Origin of the sequence: Glaciimonas immobilis, from assembly GCF_011947285.1 — a bacterium.
GTDB classification, from domain to species: Bacteria; Pseudomonadota; Gammaproteobacteria; order Burkholderiales; family Burkholderiaceae_D; genus Glaciimonas; species Glaciimonas immobilis.
In genome coordinates, this window is sequence record NZ_JAAOZT010000009.1 from 404,805 (window position 1) to 418,099 (window position 13,295).

The following is a 13,295-nucleotide window of genomic DNA, read 5'->3' on the forward strand; positions in this document are numbered from 1 at the left end:
AATCTGCGAAATAAATACAAAGGGGAGCCGAATGGGCTCCCCTTTTTTATGTGCGGTATTGCACGCCACCTGTGCGGATCTGTTTTATTCAGATCCGCTGACAGGCGTACCAACGCTTAGATTTCTACTTTGGTCCCTAGCTCCACCACCCGATTGATGGGGATATGGAAAAAGTCTGAAGGTTTGGCGCCGTTGGCGTACATCCACGCAAAAAGCTTCTCACGCCAGAGCCACATGCCGGGTAAATTACTTGGCACTATCGTATCGCGGGCGAGGAAGAACGACGTATCCATCAAGTCGAACTCATGTCCAAACTGGGCGTTGGTCAAATTCATGACGGTATTGACGTCGGGCGCTTCCTTGAAGCCGAAGGCTGCGCGCAGCAAATACACCTCGCCGCCTAATTCCTTTAGCGTCAGGCGTTTGTTATCGTCCACAAACGGAATATCCCAGATACTGATTTTGAGGAAAAAGACGCGTTTGTGCAGAATCCGGTTGTGCTTCAGGTTGTGCAGCATAGCGACCGGAACCGTCGCGACGTTGCCGGTCAGAAAAACTGCGGTGCCATCAACCCGATGCGGCGGGTGGGCTAGCAAACCGTCAATGAAGGGTTCAAGTGGAATACCTTCATCCTGACTCCGCTCGCGCAACAACATGCGGCCCGAGTACCAGGTGATGAGTAGAAAGAAAGTAATTACGCCGAGCAATATCGTGAACCAGCCGCCGTCAGGGATCTTCATCAGATTAGCGGCGAAGAAGCCAAAATCAATCAAAAAGATTGCGCCAATAATCACCGCAACTACTAACGGGTGCCATTTCCATAACGTGCGCATGACGACAGCTAATAGCATCGTTGTAATCAGCATGGTGGCGGTGACCGCGACACCGTAAGCGGCCGCCAGATTGTCGGACTTTTTGAAAGCCAGCACCACGGCCACGACCAATACCATCAACATCCAGTTGATGACGGGTACATAGATCTGACCGCGTTCATCTTCTGAGGTGTGCAAAATTCTCATACGTGGCACGAAACCGAGCAAAATGGCCTGACTGGTCAGTGAGAAAGCACCAGAAATAACAGCTTGCGATGCGATCACGGTTGCAAATGTGGACAGGATTACCATCGGCAGGAGCAGTGCGTCGGGCACCATCAGATAGAACGGATTCGATACTGCAGCGGGGTTTATAATCAAATTGGCGCCCTGACCAAAATAACACAGCATCAACGAAGGCATGACCGTATATAGCCAGGCGAAACGAATCGGCCTTACACCGAAATGTCCCATGTCCGCATATAACGCTTCGACGCCCGTGAGCACCAGCACAACGGAGCCAAGAACCACAAATGCCAGTTGCGCATGCTCGATGACAAACTGAATGGCGTAGTAAGGATTGACTGCCGCAAGAATTTCCGGTGCCTTGGCGATGTTATACGCGCCGAGCAGGCCGAGAGAAACAAACCACACGAGCATCACGGGACCGAACAGTTTGCCGACGATTGAGGTGCCATGACGCTGGATTAAAAACAGCATGATGATGATTGCGACCGTCAGCGGGATGATGAAATTAGCGAGTTTCGGGGTGGCAATACCCAAACCCTCAACCGCGGAGAGAACCGAAATTGCGGGTGTAATGACCACATCGCCATAAAACATGCAGGCCCCGAAGACACCCAGCATCATCAGCCATTTGGCCCAGGGCGAGCCGCTTTTTGCAGTGCGTAAAGCGAGCGCCATTAACGCCAGTACGCCGCCCTCACCATTATTGTCGGCCCGCATCACCAGATAGATATACTTTAGGGTCACGACGATCATGATCGCCCAAAACAGCATGGAGATAATTCCCATGACTGCATTGGATGAAAAAGGGATGCCGTGCTCGGGACTAAAGCTCTCTTTCAGCGCATACAGCGGACTAGTGCCGATATCGCCGAACACGACGCCCAATGCGCCAAGGGTGATGACGTGTAATCGCGCTGAACTAAAAGGTGCTTGAAGTGGGATTTGCGCATTGCTCATGGTTTCTTTCTTATCTATGTCACTAAGGGGTGGCGCAATCAGGTGGATGCCCCGTTCGCTGCGCTTTGGCCCGTTGTTTGCATTGCTAATGTTGTTATTCTGTGATTGTGGCGCACCGCACAATCTGCCGGATTCTACGCTTGAACCCGAGTCCCAACCAGTCGTGCCTATGGGTCGTTGCTAAAATACATCTGTCCCTGCTCGTGATTGCAACGAAGTTGACATTACAAGAAACTCTTTCTGAGTTTGCTTGCGCTATCGTAACGTCATTAACTATGTATGAGGCTGCTCAAAAGCGGGAGATCACGCCATCCCGTAACATACTGCACCTTCGCGATAAAACATTCATTTATATTCACAATTGTTTCTAAATCAACCATAGCATGGTCCTACTTACCGGCGAGTAATAATTGCGTGAGCTGGTCATATAATTTTAGTTTTGCACCTACGCATCAACCCTTAATCTGATGCAGCTTTTATTTCCAGGGCCCGGTCATACAATGCGTTTTTTTTATGTCCGGTAATCTGTGCTGCGAGCGAAGCCGCCTGCTTTACCGATAAGTCAGCCAATAAGATATTCAGGATACGGTCTGCTTCAGCGCCGTCATCGACCACTGCCTGGGCCGCCTCTATGAGCAAAACAAATTCTCCTTTTTGGCGCATCGGGTCGGCAGCTATCCATGCGGGTGCTTCGCTTAGCGGGCAGCGGTGTACGGTCTCGAACAGTTTGGTGAGTTCTCGCGCCAGGACGACTTGACGGGTCGGACCGAAAGCATGCAGCAACGCGTCAACGGTCTCAATGATCCGGTGTGGTGCTTCGTATAGTACTAGCGTCGCAGCGACATTGGCCAGACCGGCCAGCATCGTTTCACGCTGACGCGCTTTACTCGGCAAAAATCCGATGAATTGAAATTGATCATTGACCAGACCGCTGACCGACAACGCCGTGATAGCGGCTGATGGTCCCGGTAACGGCAGCGCCCGCAAGCCTGCTTTAAGCACGGCGTCGACGATCCGCGCACCCGGATCGGACACCCCCGGGGTCCCGGCGTCAGAAACCAGCGCGATACGTTCCCCGGCTTGCAGTCTGGCCACGATCTTTTCTGCCGCCTCATGCTCGTTGTGTTGATGCGCTGCCAGAAGTGGCTTGGAAATGCCATAGCGATTCAGCAAATGCGCAGTATTGCGGGTGTCCTCACAGGCGACTGCATCCACTAGCGACAAGACATGCAGCGCGCGCAGACTAATATCGCAGACATTTCCGATTGGTGTGGCAAGCACATATAATGTCGACAGCGGATATGTTTGCAGCCCTACCTCCGACATAATCGGTAGGGAAAAAAGGTTGCTGGCAGATTGTTCAGTCATGGGAGTTATTAATGTTATACAAATGGGCAAAGCCGTTATCGTCAATCTTGGCGGGTATCTTGATGCACGGATTGTGCCCCGCGGCGCTGGCAAATACAACCACTGTGGAGCAGGTCGCTAATGATATTGGCACCAATCATATCCCGCTGGCGAGCATTGCCTTAATTTTGCCTATGCGTTCGGGGCCGCTGGGTAGCGCCGCCGATGCTCTTCGGAGCGGGTTTTTGGCCGCCTACGAACGCGATAAAGGTGGTCTGGCGGTGACCATCATTGAGGCCGCAGATACGCCAGCCGAGATGCTCTCTGCCTATCTTGCGGCGAGCCCCAAATTTGATATTCTGGTGGGCCCGTTATCCCGGACAGGCGTTACTGCCATCTTAAAAAACGGCCAGATCAGCAAGCCGACCATCGCTTTGACCCAGCCGGACTTTAGTGATGCCGACGAGTCGCGTCTGCCGACGCTATTGCTGCCCATCGGCCTGTCTCTGGAAGCCGAAGCCCGTCAGGTTGCCAACTTGGTCAGCACCGAGAAAGGTTTTGGCAAGGTCTTTGTGATTGCGACCGCCGTCAGTTGGCAGCGTCGGGTCGCGACCGCGTTTGCGCAGCAGGCGGCGAGCCTCGGACTAAAGACTGAGGTCCTTACGCTGGGCATGTCAAACGGTATCGCCAATCAGGGTGCGATGGAGCAACTCAATCAGCGGATTCAGACGGAAAATCCGACCGCACTCTTTGTCGCGCTGACCGCTGAGCAGGCGGTACAGGTACGCAGCGGAGTCGGTCCAGATACGCCGATGTATGGTATCTCCCAATTAAATTCATTAATAAAAAGCGATAGTAATAACAGCTTGACCGACCTCAACGGTGTTCGACTGCTGGAACTTCCGTGGCTCCTGACGCCGGGCGACCCGGCCATCAGCGCCTATCCTCGTCCGATCGTTAATGATGGCGCTGCACGCAATGCTGATTTGGAGCGGCTGTACGCGCTGGGTATCGATGCGTTTAACGTGACCCGTCAAGTTGCTGCACGCAATGCGGCATTTCAGATCAATGGGGCTACCGGTAGATTAAACATTGGCTTTGGCCTCGGAACGCCTGCTTTTTCGCGGACCGAACCCAGGGCAGTGTATCGGGATGGTACGGTTGTGCCACTTGATGGACCCTGAGCGGTAGCAGGCGCCATGAATTTTTTTAAATTATTTCCTTTGGGAAAGCCTGCGAATAACCCACCTTCAGCGACCTCGCCGGATCGGCGCAGTGCGCGCCAGATCAGGGGTCAGATGGCCGAAGATGCCGCCTTGCATTACCTGTTGCAGCGCAAACTTGTATTGGTTGAGCGCAACTTTAGTTGCAAAGGCGGCGAGATCGATTTGATTATGCTCGAATCCGGCAAATCCCCTCGCTCAACCGAAGACCCGTCCGATTCGCTAGTGTTTGTGGAAGTCCGCCATCGCGCTGACCAGCGCCACGGTGGCGCGGCCGCAAGCGTCACGGTCAGCAAGCAACGCCGTTTGATCATTGCCGCACAACATTTTTTGCAACGATACCGGCAACCACCTGCATGCCGGTTTGATGTCATAGCGATGGATGGCGACGCCATCGAGTGGATTAAAAATGCGTTCGATGCCTGAGTAATCACAGGCACAGCGCGTACATAATCACGCATAGCCATACCGATTTTCGGAGGTCCCGAGCCTGCGTCCCATACGTGCAGCACTTGTCGAAAGAAGTCTATTGAAACTCTACCGCCCAATCTGCTACCCTATTTAACTCTTTTATACTGCTTACTAGACTGCCCATCATGATCAATCAACGTATCCTGGCCCATTTTCAAGAAAGTGCCGAACTTAAATCCAACGCGGCGGCGGAATTAGTGCAACCAATTGCAGCCGCCGTGGAACTAATGTTCTCAGCGTTGTCAAATGGAAACAAGATTCTTTGTTGCGGTAACGGCGGCTCTGCTGCCGATAGCCAGCATTTTGCGGCAGAACTGGTTGGTCGATTCGAGCGTGAACGGTTGCCGCTGCCAGCAATGGCGCTTAGTACCGACACCTCGATTATCACTGCGATTGCTAACGATTATAGTTATACCGAGATATTTTCCAAGCAAGTCCAGGCATTTGGACAAGCGGGGGACGTATTGCTGGCCTTTACCACGTCAGGTAATTCAGCCAATATTCTGGCCGCGATTGATGTCGCGATAGAGCGCGATATGCGGGTGGTGGCGTTGACCGGCAAAGGTGGCGGTGCCATGAACCAAAGACTGACCGAGGCAGATGTACATATCTGCGTGCCGCATGATCGTACTGCGCGCATTCAGGAAGTACACCTGTTGACAATACACTGCTTGTGCGACGGCATCGATGTCGCTTTATTTGGAGGAGATGTGAATGATTAGTGTAAAAAGTCGTTGGAATAGTTTGCGACGTCCATTGGCAACAATGGCCTTATGCGGCATGGTCGCGATGAGCGTCCAAGGTTGCGTTGGCTTGTTACTTGGCGGTGCAGTTGTCGGCGGATTTGCAGCAACAGATCGCCGGACGCTAGGTGCACAGGCTGATGACAAAACGATTGCCCTCAAGGGCGAGGCGCGCCTTCCCGGCGTTGTCGGTGAGCCAAGTCATATTAATATCACCAGCTTTAATCGCAGGGTATTGTTAACCGGCGAAGTCCGGGATGAGGCAGCCAAAGCGGCGGCGGAAAAAGAAACCAAAGCGATCGAAGGTGTGCATTCGGTATTGAATGAATTAACGATAGCTGAGCCATCGAGCTTTGGGCAACGTTCTAACGACACGTATATCACTAGCAAAGTAAAGGCTTCGCTGCTTGACGCCAAGGATGTATTTGGTAACTCTGTCAAAGTAGTTACCGAGCGCGGCGTTGTCTATTTAATGGGCAAGGCCACCGAACGCGAAGCCAAACGCGCAGCAGAAATCGCTGCCGGGGTTGCAGGCGTGCTCAAGGTCGTCAAAGTATTTGAATACCTGACCGAAGACGAATTGACGCAGTTATCGTCAGCGCCAAAGCAGTAAGCGGGTTAATACAAACGCGGTAATGGGTTCACCTCAGTGAAAAATGCACCGTCGTAATGTGGCATTAGCGCACACGCTTGTTGCGGACGGTTGCGTTAAAAATAGCGCGGAGATTCGCGGGTCTTTTTAATCGCTCCGCGCTGCTCTGGTTGTTCGCGCCGCTGCAAAGTATTAACTGAGACAAAAGGTGTGAGAGTTTTGTCTGAGAACAAGAGCTGCCGGGATTTGCCGACAGCTCTTTTTTTATTGAATGAAGCCCCTTTGCGCCCCAGATTCGCTGTAGTCAGGCGCAAGCCAAATTCAATTTAACGCGGTAAACTTGGCTAAAATTTGTTACTTTATTAAGTATTGCGGCATGTTCTGCAGACTTTTTTCAGATGACTATAATGGGGCTTTTCTGGCCCGATCGTTATTGGATAATTATGCAATCTCAAGTAGATGCAGCACCCCGCAAGTCCCTATGGATAAAGCTGGGGATCGCGGTTGTCGTTGTGGCAACGGGATTGTTTTTTGCCCTATCCTTCGCACATAAAAATCCCGCCCCGGATGTCAGCTTCACCAACCTGCAAGGCGAAAAGATTTCGCTTAAGAGCCTGCGCGGGAAAGTAGTCATGGTCAATTTTTGGGCTACCAGTTGTACTACATGCGTTGGTGAAATGCCAAAGATGATCGCAACCTATGACAAATATAAAGCACAGGGGTTGGATTTTGTCGCGGTGGCAATGAGTTATGATCCCCCTAATTATGTTGTCAATTTTGTTAAAACGCGCGCTTTACCCTTTCAGGTTGCGCTGGATACCAATGAAAAGATCGCCAATGCATTTGGTGATGTTAAATTAACACCTACCACCTTTGTCATTGACAAGCAGGGCAACATTATCAAGCGTTATGTAGGTGAGCCCTCGTTTGATGAGCTACATCAATTGCTCGACAAGGCGCTGGCCGCCTGATCGCAGGCCGCCTGATCGCAGGCCGATAAATTCAGCACACCCAAAGGCGCGATGGAATTTCCTCGCGCCTTTTTATTTGCTTAGGCACATCTGTGCAATCGTGGAACGTAGAATCTGAACCTTTGTGCTTTAGCATCGTGGGGTCAAAGAGGCGTCGATGCTAAAGCCCAATAACTGGCGGTCGCTGCTTGAAGGTTGGGCTTCCTGAGCTTTTTAGTCTCTTACCGGGAATAGCCAAGAGATTAGGCAAAACTTTTTCTGTGACCGAAAAACAAACTTTTTTCCAAATTTCCGTTTTGCATAACGTCGCTGTTAGCCAATTTTTACAGCATGGCTGGGCAGGTGAGCGTCCTTAGTAGTCCAGACTGAACAATTTTCTTATTCCATTTACGGTCAAAAACGTGATGTAATAAAGATACCTCAGCGGCTGTCTCAATTCGCTAGCTGCAAAAAATATAAAGCAAAGCCGTGGTTAGCGTCCTTCTGGGCAATAATCAGGCGTACTCCAGTTCTAATCGTTCGGCGCTGGTTTGTTACAGTTGATGGACGGAAGGAAGAATTTTTGACGAGGCATTCATGAGCAATCTCATTGCGCCCGTAATGGCGTTCAACTCTCTCACCATCATGCGCTGCCAAGTAGCGCGCAAGGAGCATGGGCGATGACCGGGTCCACTTTAGCGCAAGCTTCAGAGGTTGATCCCTCTCCTAAGTCGACAGAGCATCCAGCTCAAATACACTTTCTTGGCGAGAACGCTTTAGTGCTGAATGCAGGAGCGCAAGCTACCCTCAGTTGCCAGCAACGGTTGTGGGTGATTGCAGCAAATGCTGCGAAGTGGGCGCATGTGCTTGAGGTTGTTCCGGGCATGAACAATCTGACGATCCTGTTTGATCCGTTAATTCTGGATGCGGATATGTTAGCCGATAGGGTATTAACGGCCTGGAATACAGGTGTTGCTGTCGCCAAGAGTGGACGTCAAATAGAAATTCCTGTCGCGTACGGTGGTGAAGGCGGTCCCGATCTGAGGGTTGTTGCCGATCACACCGGACTCTCGATTGCTGACGTTATTAAACGCCATACAGCGGCTGACTATGTCGTTTTCTTTCTTGGTTTTCAACCGGGTTTTGCTTATATGGGCGGACTGGATTCGGCGTTGGCGACACCACGTCGACGAGAGCCGCGCTTGGTGGTCCCAGCAGGTTCGGTCGCCATTGGCGGCAGTCAAACAGCTATTTACCCCGCCTCATCGCCTGGCGGCTGGCAATTAATCGGTCACTCAACGGTACGTTTATTTGATCCATTTTCAGAAAAGCCGACACTTTTACAGCCGGGCGATCATGTGCGCTTTGTAGCAACCAAGGGAGCGTCATGATTGATGTTATTCGCGCGGGACGCATCAATTCGGTCCAGGATCTGGGGCGCAGCGGTTATCGGCATCTGGGCATCTGCCAGGCTGGCGCGCTGGATCGCATGGCACTCGTGATCGCTAATAAGTTAGTTGGTAACGCTACCGACGCTGCCGCGCTGGAGATGACGCTCGGCCCTTGTGTCTTACGGTTTACTGCTGATACGCGCATTGCTGTCGGCGGTGCCGACTTTGCTGCCACGCTTGACGGCAGAAGTGTCGCGCCGTGGTGGAGTATTCCGGTCGCAGCCGGTCAGACCTTGACCTTGGCAGGTGCACGTCATGGCATGCGCGCCTATGTCGCGATTGCTGGCGGGATAGATGCGGCAATTCAGTTGGGATCGCGCGCGACCGATATCTCGGCTGGATTTGGCGGTCACCTTGGACGGCCAATTATAGAGGGCGACCAATTGCCTATCGGTATGCGGGACCCATCGCCGCGCACTGACCGTATCCGCAGCGCTCCGCGTTTTGGCGTGCGTGCGCCTGATTGGTATGATCTCGCATGGGGATCGCCCGAGTCCGATACTTTACCTGGCGCAATTAGCGGAGGAGCGTTGGCGGGCGCGCAACCGATGCCGATCCGCGTTATTCCCGGGCCGGAATATGACGCGTTTACTGCCGCCGCACAAAGCGCTTTCTGGTCCGATCCCTGGATATTGACACCGCAAAGCAACCGGATGGGGTTTCGCTTAGCTGGCCCGGAATTAAAAATCAGGAAGAGCATCGATATGTTATCGCATGGCGTATTTCCGGGCGTTATTCAGGTACCTCCCGCAGGGCAGCCAATCATTTTGATGGCTGATGCGCAGACTACGGGCGGTTATCCAAAAATAGGCGTGGTGATCGATGCAGATATTCCAAGGCTTGCCCAGCTGCGCTTTAACCGCGCATTGCGGTTTGTGAAGTGTGATATCAAACAGGCGCAGCAGGAGCGCGTTGACGCAAGGTTATTTCTGGAGCAAATCGACCTGGCCATGACCTGGCTCGGACCTGCAAAAAAATAACGGAGGATGAGGTGAAAAAGATCGTTAAAAAAGACAGTAAAGCGGCCCCGCCTCCACTCGCGGGCGGTGCGGCTATACCGCCGGTAATTGCGGTATCACCGACCACAGCGGGGCCGGCCTCGGCCCCCGTCACGGCGTCTTCGTCCTTATTGACCGAAGCCAGTATAACAACCGCTAACCGATTCAGCGTAGACCTTAACGCCGATATCGGTGAAGGCGGCAGCAGCGATGAAGCGTTGCTGGCGCTGGTTAGTTCCGCTAATATCGCCTGTGGCTGGCACGCTGGCGGGGCCGTATTCATGCAGCGGACGGTGGCTTGGGCGATCAGCTACGGTGTTGCCATCGGCGCGCATCCAAGCTTTCCTGATGCCGCAAATTTTGGGCGCAGGGAGATGCATTTATCAGCGGAAGAAATTTATAGCGGCTTGTTGTATCAGATCGGCGCGCTGGCCGCGATTGCCAAAGTTCAGGGCGCGCACCTGTCGCATGTGAAGCCACATGGCGCGCTGTACAATCAGGCTGCACGTGACCCAAAACTGGCCGATGTAATTGTTGCTGCGGTACGCGATTTTGATTCTTCGCTAGCGCTGTTCGGGCTTGCCAACAGCGCATTAATTGACGCTGCATCGCGGGTAGGGTTGAGAGCAGTGGAGGAGGTTTTTGCCGATCGCGGCTATAACGCTGACGGTAGCCTGGTCAAACGCGGTACGCCCGGCGACATGATCGAGGACGAGGAGCAGGCGCTGGCACAAACCATGCAGATGCTACGTGAAGGCAAGGTGCATGCGATAGACGGTAGCTGGGTGCCGCTGACTGCACACACCATTTGCCTGCACGGCGACGGTGCGCATCCCTTAGCTTTTGCTCAACGTATTCGGACCCGTCTGGCGCAGGAAGGCATTGTTGTTGCGGCGCCGGAAGATTCCCAGGCTGCAGGAGGGGCAGGAGTCGCGGAAAGTTCAGAAGCCACGGGACCGCGCGCAACGCAGAGTGCGGTCATGCCGGATCAGTTCTCAGTATTTCCGTTACTCAAATAAATACACGTCGCAACATTTTGCAGCCGTCCGTTAATTCTCACACTTTGGAAAAAATATGCACGCTGCCGTCAGTCTCTGGCCATTAATTGGCGTTGTTGTCATCATTGCTGGATTCATATTGCGTTTTAATCCGATGCTTGTGGTGGCCATCGCCGCTATCGTGACAGGGGTTGCGGCACAATTTCCCGCAGAACAGGTACTCGCGGAAATCGGCACAGGTTTTATCAAGACCCGCAATTTGCCGCTCATTATCCTGCTGCCACTTGCCATCATTGGTTTGCTGGAACGTCACGGCCTGCGCATCCATGCGCAAAACTGGATTGCACGTATCAGGTCCGCCACTGCGGGGCGCCTGCTGATCGTCTATCTGGCGGCACGTGAACTGACCGCCGCCATGGGCTTGACCAGTCTTGGTGGCCATCCACAAATGGTGCGACCGTTGTTGGCACCCATGACCGAGGGCGCAGCAGAAACCCGCTATGGCCAACTCACCGATGCCGTACGGTTCAAGCTGCGGGCATATGCTGCAGCGACGGATAACGTCGGGCTGTTCTTCGGCGAAGATATTTTTGTAGCCTTCGGCGCCATTGTGCTGATGTCCACGTTTCTGCATGAAGCCGGTATCGATGTCGAGCCTTTGCATATCGCGCTATGGGGAATTCCTACGGCAATTTCCGCTTTCATTATTCATGGTTACCGGCTGTCCAGACTGGATGCTGCACTGGACCGGGAAATGGGATACAAGCAGGGGCCAGGTCTGGTGGCGTCCCCGGTGCCAGCTAACAACGACGGGATGCAGCCATGATCGTTTCCGTTACCTATCTGTATTATCTGGTCGGTGTGATTCTGGCCATCACGTGCATCATGACGTTACGCGACAGCAGTAATCCGCGCCGTTGGTCCAGCGGTTTGTTCTGGGGGTTATTTGCCCTCGCATTTTTGATCGGCGACCGTTTACCGCCAGCGCTGGTTGGTCTGGGCGTGATACTGATGGCGCTGATCGCCGGGTTGGGCGGGGTGCGCGCCGGCAAGCACGTTGAACTCCCACAGGCAGCCTCGCGAGCTAGCGCCGGGCGACTCGGCAATAAGCTGTTTGTGCCCGCACTGGCAATTCCTGTGGTAACGGTCATCGGAACGGTGCTTTTGCATAACGTCAAAATCGGGGGCAGCTTTTTGCTCGATCCCAAAAATATCACGCTGGTAAGTCTCGGGATCGGTTGTATCGTTGCGCTAGGACTTGCTTGCTGGCTGACGCACGATACCCCCGCGCAATCCATGCGCGAATCCCGCCGTTTGACCGAAGCACTCGGTTGGGCCGTGGTATTGCCGCAGATGCTGGGGATGCTCGGTCTGGTGTTTTCTGACGCCGGGGTGGGCAAGGCAGTCGCTCACATCACGACCTCATATATCAATATGGATTATAAGTTCGTCGCGGTGATGGTATATGTGTTCGGCATGGCACTGTTTACCGTCGTAATGGGCAACGGGTTCGCAGCGTTTCCGGTCATGGCGGGCGGCGTCGGTGTGCCGGTACTGGTAGGTGTCTATGGTGCGAATCCCGCCGTAATGGCGTCCATCGGCATGTTCTCTGGTTATTGCGGCACGCTCATGACACCGATGGCGGCCAACTTCAATATTGTCCCGGCAGCATTACTAGAGCTACCGGATCGCAATGCCGTGATCAAAGCGCAGTTGCCGACCGCGCTGGTGCTGTTGGTGGTGAATGTGTTTTTGTTGTATTTTTTGATGAATTGGTAGGGGGAGTCGGGCGGATTGCTTGGATTTCTATCGGTTACCAAATGGTTTTTACATGAGCGTAGGCGCGAATTTTTTCGTCTTTCGTCACTAAGGGAGCCGCCAATATTCGTGCGGTTGCTACGATCATACGGTCTGCGGGGTCTTTATGGAAATCTCCGGGAAGCGTGACCGATTTTATCGCTACCTCCACGTCGACCGGTATGAAGCGGAGGCCTTCTATTTGTGCGGCGGTGGCAAGCCAGCTATCAACATCCATTGATAAAAGCAATTTTTCACGTTGGACCAGCATTGCTATTTCCCATGTCGAAATGGTGGAGACAATGATCTCTCCTCCTTCCTGTTCAAGTGCAATCGCGGCTTTTGCGTTGTTGCTTAAAGTGGGGTCTCCCGTTAACCACCAGACTAACGTATGAGTGTCCAGAACAATCACTGCGCTGCCTCCCACGCATCTTCCGCAACAGGGTCAGTCGGATTGTCATAGCGGACAACTGAACCACGCAGTATATCTAGCGGCTTTCTAGCAGTATTCCGATAAGGACGCACTTCCAGTGTTGGCTTCCCGTGGTCGGTAACGATCAAACTTTCCCCGGAAGTTTCAATCTGACGGAAGAATTCAAGAGCCCGTGATTTGAACTGAGATTTTGATACTCGATTGGTATTCATTTGTGCCTATGGTCACATGATTATGGTCATAATTGTAGCGAATAGCCACTCTCAGATCAATG

The 13,295-nt window shown here is 53.0% G+C and carries 14 protein-coding genes and 1 pseudogene; 10 read left to right on the forward strand and 5 right to left on the reverse strand.

The window, feature by feature from the left end:
• Positions 1 to 116: 116 nt before the first annotated feature.
• Positions 117 to 2,018, reverse strand: coding sequence for a potassium transporter Kup (locus HAV38_RS16030; RefSeq protein ID WP_168056373.1), 1,902 nt, complete (start codon positions 2,016 to 2,018; stop codon positions 117 to 119).
• A gap of 459 nt (positions 2,019 to 2,477) precedes the next feature.
• Positions 2,478 to 3,386: a 16S rRNA (cytidine(1402)-2'-O)-methyltransferase gene (gene rsmI / locus HAV38_RS16035; RefSeq protein ID WP_168056374.1), complete on the reverse strand. Its 909-nt coding sequence runs from the start codon at positions 3,384 to 3,386 to the stop codon at positions 2,478 to 2,480.
• 11 nt (positions 3,387 to 3,397) lie between these two features.
• Between rsmI and HAV38_RS16040 the strand changes: the two genes are divergently transcribed.
• The 4 genes from HAV38_RS16040 (at position 3,398) to HAV38_RS16055 (ending at position 6,415) form a co-directional block, all read left to right on the forward strand.
• A complete protein-coding gene (locus HAV38_RS16040; RefSeq protein ID WP_168056375.1) occupies positions 3,398 to 4,549 on the forward strand; it encodes a penicillin-binding protein activator in 1,152 nt (383 codons plus the stop codon).
• Between the two features lie 15 nt (positions 4,550 to 4,564).
• Positions 4,565 to 5,014 carry a YraN family protein gene (locus tag HAV38_RS16045; RefSeq protein ID WP_168056376.1) on the forward strand — a complete coding sequence of 150 codons (450 nt, stop codon included), beginning with the start codon at positions 4,565 to 4,567 and terminating at the stop codon, positions 5,012 to 5,014.
• Positions 5,015 to 5,184: 170 nt separating this feature from the next.
• Entirely contained in the window at positions 5,185 to 5,781 is a 597-nt protein-coding gene (locus HAV38_RS16050; RefSeq protein ID WP_168056377.1) for a phosphoheptose isomerase, read from the forward strand.
• Positions 5,774 to 6,415: a BON domain-containing protein gene (locus HAV38_RS16055; RefSeq protein ID WP_168056378.1), complete on the forward strand. Its 642-nt coding sequence runs from the start codon at positions 5,774 to 5,776 to the stop codon at positions 6,413 to 6,415. The genes HAV38_RS16050 and HAV38_RS16055 overlap by 8 nt, the downstream gene beginning before the upstream one ends.
• 95 nt (positions 6,416 to 6,510) lie before the next feature.
• Here HAV38_RS16055 and HAV38_RS21685 read toward each other — a convergent pair whose 3' ends face one another.
• Positions 6,511 to 6,708 carry a hypothetical protein gene (locus HAV38_RS21685; RefSeq protein ID WP_209216778.1) on the reverse strand — a complete coding sequence of 66 codons (198 nt, stop codon included), beginning with the start codon at positions 6,706 to 6,708 and terminating at the stop codon, positions 6,511 to 6,513.
• A 129-nt stretch (positions 6,709 to 6,837) separates the two neighbouring features.
• Here HAV38_RS21685 and HAV38_RS16060 point away from each other — a divergent pair, with 129 nt between their 5' ends.
• The 6 genes and pseudogenes from HAV38_RS16060 (at position 6,838) to HAV38_RS16085 (ending at position 12,570) form a co-directional block, all read left to right on the forward strand.
• Positions 6,838 to 7,365, forward strand: coding sequence for a TlpA family protein disulfide reductase (locus HAV38_RS16060; protein WP_168056379.1), 528 nt, complete (start codon positions 6,838 to 6,840; stop codon positions 7,363 to 7,365).
• 659 nt (positions 7,366 to 8,024) lie between these two features.
• Complete coding sequence (gene pxpB, locus HAV38_RS16065; protein ID WP_168056380.1) at positions 8,025 to 8,735, forward strand: 5-oxoprolinase subunit PxpB; 711 nt, start codon at positions 8,025 to 8,027, stop codon at positions 8,733 to 8,735.
• Positions 8,732 to 9,775, forward strand: coding sequence for a 5-oxoprolinase subunit C family protein (locus tag HAV38_RS16070; protein WP_168056381.1), 1,044 nt, complete (start codon positions 8,732 to 8,734; stop codon positions 9,773 to 9,775). The genes pxpB and HAV38_RS16070 overlap by 4 nt, the downstream gene beginning before the upstream one ends.
• A 164-nt stretch (positions 9,776 to 9,939) precedes the next feature.
• Positions 9,940 to 10,689 (forward strand): annotated as a pseudogene (gene pxpA / locus HAV38_RS16075) (5-oxoprolinase subunit PxpA); the annotation flags it as partial.
• A 178-nt stretch (positions 10,690 to 10,867) separates the two neighbouring features.
• Positions 10,868 to 11,617 carry a DUF969 domain-containing protein gene (locus HAV38_RS16080; RefSeq protein WP_168056382.1) on the forward strand — a complete coding sequence of 250 codons (750 nt, stop codon included), beginning with the start codon at positions 10,868 to 10,870 and terminating at the stop codon, positions 11,615 to 11,617.
• A complete protein-coding gene (locus tag HAV38_RS16085; RefSeq protein ID WP_168056383.1) occupies positions 11,614 to 12,570 on the forward strand; it encodes a DUF979 domain-containing protein in 957 nt (318 codons plus the stop codon). The genes HAV38_RS16080 and HAV38_RS16085 overlap by 4 nt, the downstream gene beginning before the upstream one ends.
• Positions 12,571 to 12,604: 34 nt before the next feature.
• Here the strand turns inward: HAV38_RS16085 and HAV38_RS16090 are convergent, their stop codons facing one another.
• Both HAV38_RS16090 and HAV38_RS16095 read right to left on the reverse strand, forming a co-directional pair.
• Positions 12,605 to 13,000, reverse strand: coding sequence for a type II toxin-antitoxin system VapC family toxin (locus HAV38_RS16090; protein ID WP_168056384.1), 396 nt, complete (start codon positions 12,998 to 13,000; stop codon positions 12,605 to 12,607).
• Positions 12,997 to 13,233 (reverse strand): type II toxin-antitoxin system Phd/YefM family antitoxin, encoded by a 237-nt coding sequence (locus HAV38_RS16095; RefSeq protein ID WP_168056385.1) that lies wholly within the window; start codon positions 13,231 to 13,233, stop codon positions 12,997 to 12,999. The genes HAV38_RS16090 and HAV38_RS16095 overlap by 4 nt, the downstream gene beginning before the upstream one ends.
• Positions 13,234 to 13,295: the final 62 nt, after the last annotated feature.